General features: G+C 59.4%; 5 protein-coding genes. 4 read left to right on the top strand and 1 reads right to left on the bottom strand.

The genetic code is table 11. The features are described from left to right. Nucleotides 1-601: 601 nt before the first annotated feature. Genes WB528_RS02640 through WB528_RS02625 form a run of 4 tightly spaced genes read left to right on the top strand, consistent with a single transcriptional unit; the run spans nucleotide 602 to nucleotide 3530 of the window. Nucleotides 602-805 (top strand): hypothetical protein, encoded by a 204-nt coding sequence (locus tag WB528_RS02640; RefSeq protein WP_423886874.1) that lies wholly within the window; start codon nucleotides 602-604, stop codon nucleotides 803-805. Further along, complete coding sequence (locus tag WB528_RS02635; RefSeq protein WP_423886873.1) at nucleotides 802-1785, top strand: phosphotransferase family protein; 984 nt, start codon at nucleotides 802-804, stop codon at nucleotides 1783-1785. Before WB528_RS02640 ends, WB528_RS02635 begins: the two co-directional genes overlap by 4 nt. Nucleotides 1786-1842: 57 nt before the next feature. Next, nucleotides 1843-2220, top strand: coding sequence for a DUF6285 domain-containing protein (locus WB528_RS02630; protein ID WP_423886872.1), 378 nt, complete (start codon nucleotides 1843-1845; stop codon nucleotides 2218-2220). Between the two features lie 35 nt (nucleotides 2221-2255). After that, nucleotides 2256-3530, top strand: a complete 1275-nt coding sequence (locus WB528_RS02625; RefSeq protein WP_423886871.1) for an acyl-CoA dehydrogenase family protein — start codon at nucleotides 2256-2258, stop codon at nucleotides 3528-3530. Between the two features lie 94 nt (nucleotides 3531-3624). On the opposite strand, the gene WB528_RS02620 is transcribed toward WB528_RS02625, so the two are convergent. Continuing rightward, entirely contained in the window at nucleotides 3625-4845 is a 1221-nt protein-coding gene (locus tag WB528_RS02620; protein WP_423886875.1) for an ABC transporter substrate-binding protein, read from the bottom strand. Between the last annotated feature and the right edge of the window lie 488 nt (nucleotides 4846-5333).

Genomic DNA, 5333 nt, shown 5'->3' with positions numbered 1-5333 from the left:
GATGTCCGCAGCCCAAATGGACAAAGCGGCTGATCTTAAATCGAAAGTTGACGAACAGGGCGCGCCTCTCGATCTGGCTCCAGTAGCCCCCGACATCGAGCCGCCGCCGCGACGTAACGTGAGGCCGCCCGGTCGGCGGCCTCTTCATACGTAGCAATGGCCCACTTTATTGATGACCACCGAGCCCATTTCGGGTTTGTGCGGCGCAAAATGGGCCGCCTACCGAAGGTGGCCTTGCCGAATTTCAAAATTGGGTCTGGAAGTGGCCCAGTTTGAAATCAGGAGTGGCTATTTTTTTTGAACCGTATCGTGTGCACGACACAGGCTATAGTTTGCCTCTCATCATCGACCCGCTCGCGGCATCCGGTTCCATCTGCGCGCCCCAGCCGAAGGGTCCGATGCCGGCGCGAAACAAAGCCCCCGATATCGACGTTTTGTGTTCGATGAAGTCCTCAGCTATTTCTTGGTGTGTTTGCGATCAATGCATCGCGGGTGATGGCCGAAGGCGGTCACTGGGCCGCGGCGATGCGCACCGCAGCCGTGCACGTAAGGGAGATCGATCTGCCGCCGAGCATGGACAAGCGCGCGGCAAAAATCAAATATGTGGCACGAACCTACTCCAATCCGCGTCACGGAAAATGCGGACTGGATGCTTCAAGAGGAAACCATGCAATTCAAGCACTGCACGCTCCAAATCGACGGACCGGTCGCCGTCATCAAGATGGATCACCGGGAGGTTATGAACGCCGTTTCCATGGACATGCTGGACGGCCTTATTGAAGCGCCGAAATTTGCAGGAAAATGATCGAGGAGGAGCTCACGCGTTCGGTGGCCGCCTGGTATCCGGGCGCGACCGGCGTTGCCGGGACACTTAAGCTGTCCGGCGGCGCCAGCCAGGAGACCTGGTCGTTCGAGATAATGACCCCTGCCGGCAATGTCGGCGCCATCCTGCGTCGCGCGCCGAAGGGATATGGTGCGGCGCCCTCGCGCGCGGCCGGACTCGATGCCGAGGCGGCGTTGATGCAGCTCGCTCACCAGGCCGGCCTGCCGTCGCCGCGCGTGCTGCATGTGCTTAGCTTCGATGACGATCTCGGCCCCGGCTTCATCATGCAGCGCGTCGAAGGCGAGACTATTGCGCGCAAGATCCTGCGTGATGCGCAGTTCGCGGACGTGCGGCCAAAGCTCGCGCGTCAGCTCGGCCGGATCGCAGCCGGCATTCATGGCTTGCCGCGCGCAAATCTGCCGCCGCTGCGGCAGCGGACCTCGAGCGAGGAGATCGGCGAGCTCGCGCGCGAATATGGCAGCCTCAACTGGCCGAAGCCGGTCTTTGAACTCGCGCTCCGCTGGCTGCGCGACCATGATCCCGGCCTGCCCAAGGAGGTGACGCTGGTGCATGGCGATTTCCGCAACGGCAATCTCATCATCGGCGCGGACGGCGTTCGCGCGGTTCTGGATTGGGAACTTGCCCATCTCGGCGATCCCATGGAGGACCTGGGCTGGATTTGCGTCAATTCCTGGCGCTTTGGCGAGATCGACAGGCCGGTCGGCGGCTTTGGAACGCTGGAAGATCTGTTTGCCGGCTATGAGGCCGCCGGCCGCAGGGTCGACGCCGCGCGGGTGGCGTTCTACGAAGTCATGGGCACGTTGCGCTGGGGCGTGATGTGCGGCGGCATGATGCAGCGCTTTCGCATGCAGCCCGATCACTCGATGGAGCGCGCCATGATCGGGCGTCGCGCATCGGAAACGGAGATCGATCTGCTGCGGCTGTTGGCGCCACGGGCATGAATCCTGAAAATGAAACCTGTTTTCGGTTAAGATCATGCCCAAAAGCAGGAGCTGGCGATGCAGGATGAGCCGGGACCGACTGAGTTGACGAAGGCCGTTGCAGATTTCCTGCGTGAGGACATCGCGCCGCTTGTGCTGGATCAAAACGCTTTCAAGCTGCGCGTGGCGATCAACATGCTTGATCTGGTGTCGCGGCAGTTGACGTTGGAAGCGGCAAGCGATGCCGCGGAAGGGGTGCGATTGCGGAGACTGCTGGCCATGCAGGGCTCGCTATTTGAGCTCAACCGTGCGCTAGCAGACAAGATCGCTAAAGGCGAGCTGGACCTGCAGACGCCTGGACTGGCCGAACATATCTGGCAGACCACCATGGATAAGCTTGCGGTCGATCAGCCGGCCTATACGGCTTATCGACGGGAATTGGAAAGGCCCGATTGAAAGCTGCAACAATAACAAAGTGAGGGAACCGCGCCGTGGATTTTGCATTGCCTGCCGATCTCGTCGCCTATCTCGACGAGCTCGATCGCTTCATCGCGCGCGAGATCAGGCCGCTCGAGGAAGAAGACGACAACATCCGCTTCTTTGATCATCGTCGTGAATGGGCGCGCACCGATTTCGATCACGGCGGCTTGCCGCGACCCGAGTGGGAAGCGCTGCTCCGCAAAGCCAAGGACCGTGCCGACGCAGCGGGCCACCTGCGCTTTGCGATTCCGAAGCGCTACGGCGGCAGAGACGGCTCCAACGTCTGGATGGCGGTGATCCGCGAGCAGTTTGCCTCAAAGGGGCTTGGCCTGCACAACGATTTGCAGAACGAGCATTCCATCGTCGGCAATTTCCCCATCGTCACCATGCTCGACAGCTACGGCAGCGACGAGCAGAAGAGCATGATCGAAGGCTCGATGACCGGGAAATATCGCATCACCTTCGGCCTCACAGAGCCCCATCATGGTTCCGACGCTACCCACATGGAAACCCGCGCGGTGGCCGCTAGGCGCGACAACGTCAAGGGTTGGTTGATCAACGGCGAGAAGATGTGGACCACCGGCATGCATGTCGCCACCCACTGCGCGCTGTTTGCACGTACCTCGGGAGATGCCGGCGACGCACGCGGCATCACCTGCTTCCTGGTGCCGGCAAAATCGGAAGGCGTGAAGGTGGAAGAGTATATGTGGACCTTCAACATGCCGACCGATCACCCGCGCGTCAGTTTTACGGAGGTCTTCGTGCCGGAGAGCGCAGTTTTCGGCGAGGTGGGCAAGGGTCTTTCGCTCGCGCAGTGCTTTGTCCATGAGAACCGCATCCGCCAGGCCGCGAGTTCGTTGGGCGCCGCCGTCTATTGCATCAACGAAAGCGTCAAATATGCGCGGGAGCGAAAGCCGTTCGGCAAGGCGCTTTCGGAAAACCAGGCGATCCAGTGGCCCTTGGTCGAGCTCGCGACCCAGGCCGAGATGCTGAGGCTATTGATCCGCAAGACGGCCTGGGAGATGGACCAGATGACACAGGCGCAAGTCGAGCAGACGCTCTCGGACAAAGTGTCAATGTGTAACTTCTGGGCCAACCGCCTGTGCTGTGAGGCGGCCGACAACGCGATGCAGGTGCATGGCGGCATGGGCTATTCGCGCCACAAGCCGTTCGAGCATATCTACCGTCATCACCGCCGCTATCGCATCACCGAGGGTAGCGAGGAAATCCAGAAGCGGAAGGTGGCGGGGTTCCTGTTCGGCTATATGGGGCCGGAGAAACGATGACAGGACGCTCGGCACGCGGTCTCCCGTCGTCCCCGCGGACGCGGGGAGGTGGATTTCCACTCGAAGTGCAACCTTTGGACAAAGGAATCAGGAACTATTCCGTGACCGGCTTATCGGAAATTTGCCAGTCCTTGCCGTCGAAGATAGAAATGTGGAGCGTCTTCATCGGAGAGTAGTCATCGGGCGTGTAGCTGAAATTGATGTCGTCAAGGAAAAACGGCGAGTGGAAGCCTGCCAGGTTCGAGGCCTGCTTTAGCACATTGGCGCGGGTGAGATCGTTTCCGCAGCGGCGCAGGATTTCCGTCATGGAGGCCGCCTGACCATAACCGGCGAAAGCGATGGTGTTATCGGGATCAACGTTCGGCAGGTATTTCGCGCGCAACGCCTCGAACGCCAACACGTCCTTGTCCTTTTCCCAGCGCCCCGGTCCGGCCTCCTTGGAATAGCGGATCGCGACAATATCCTTTGCATTCTCGAGGCCGCCGGCTTTGAGAATTGAGCGGCCGGTCGAGCCGGCCGACAGCAGTTGCAGCGGCTTCCAGCCGAGTTCGGCCACCCTGCGGATCGACTGTGATGACGCCTTCCCGGTGCTGATGTTGTAAAAGACGTCCGCGCCTGACTTTGAGAGGTTGATCAACTGAGAATCAATGGTCGGATCGGACAGGTCGTAAGTCTGCTCAATCATCACCTGGGCTTTGCCGCCGGCGTCCGCCAGCACCTTTTTGAAGGGGCCCAGGAAGTCCCGGCCGAAATCGTCGTTCTGGTAGAGAATGCCGACTTTGGCTTCAGGCCTAACGCTCAGGACATGTTTGGCGAGTATCCGCGCTTCGGTCGGATAAAGCGGCAAACCGGCCATGGTCCATTTGTAGTTCTTGGGGTCGTTCCATTTCGACGCGCCGGTGTTAAGCAGCAATTGCGGCACGCCCTTGGAGTTGAGATATTTATGCACGGCAGTCTGAGGCGCCGTACCGAGCGAGCCGAACAGCGCCAGCACCTCTTCCTGCTCCACCAACCGCCGCGTCGCCTCGACGCATTTCGCCGCGCTGTAGGCGTCGTCCAGGGTTAAAAACGTGACCTTGCGCCCGTTGATGCCGCCCTGCTCGTTAATCATCTGGAAAGAGGCTTCGCCGACCCGCCCGAGCACGCCGTAGATCGAACCCGGGCCGCTGTGGGGTACCGTCTGTCCGAGCTTGATATCACTGTCGCTCGCACCGGGATCATATTTCTTCTCGCCGGCTCTGACGGAAGTAGCAGAGGCAAAGATTGTCGCGATGGCGGTGGTACAGAAATCCCGCCTCGATTGATGATTGGTCATTCTTGTTTCTTCCTTGTTTCTTCCTGGACGGCATGACTGTGCCGTCATTCTGTCTTTGACGGCAATAGTGAACTGGTGGCGTGGCGACGCAATACCGATCGCCGCTCGCAGGTAAGTGTCCGCTAACGGACTTTGATGCCGAACTGAAGGCACTCGACGACAAGGCGCGCGGATTCCCTTCACCCGCTCCAGCTGCAATTTCAATTCCTTAGCTAGAAATTTTAAACTCCTATTCTATCGCCATTCCGAAAATTCTGACACGTCACGGCTGAAGGCTGGTGCAAATTCGCGAGGATTTTCAGACTCTACTTGAGGTGGTTTTCATTTGCGACCAACTGGGTGTCGAGCTGTTTCATGTGCCGCAACTGAGGCACAACTTCATTGATACGAATTCGTCACGGCTCGGATCAGAAAGAACCTGATCGGCAAGAACCTTGATGTAAGTCAAAGGTTGCTCTGCAGCACGGGGCTTTGATGCTCATCAGGCA

The sequence above is a fragment of the Bradyrhizobium sp. genome (assembly GCF_049586575.1).
Taxonomy (GTDB): Bacteria; Pseudomonadota; Alphaproteobacteria; order Rhizobiales; family Xanthobacteraceae; genus Bradyrhizobium.
The sequence above is the reverse complement of the archived record's forward strand: the minus strand, read 5'-3'. Positions and strand labels throughout refer to the sequence as shown.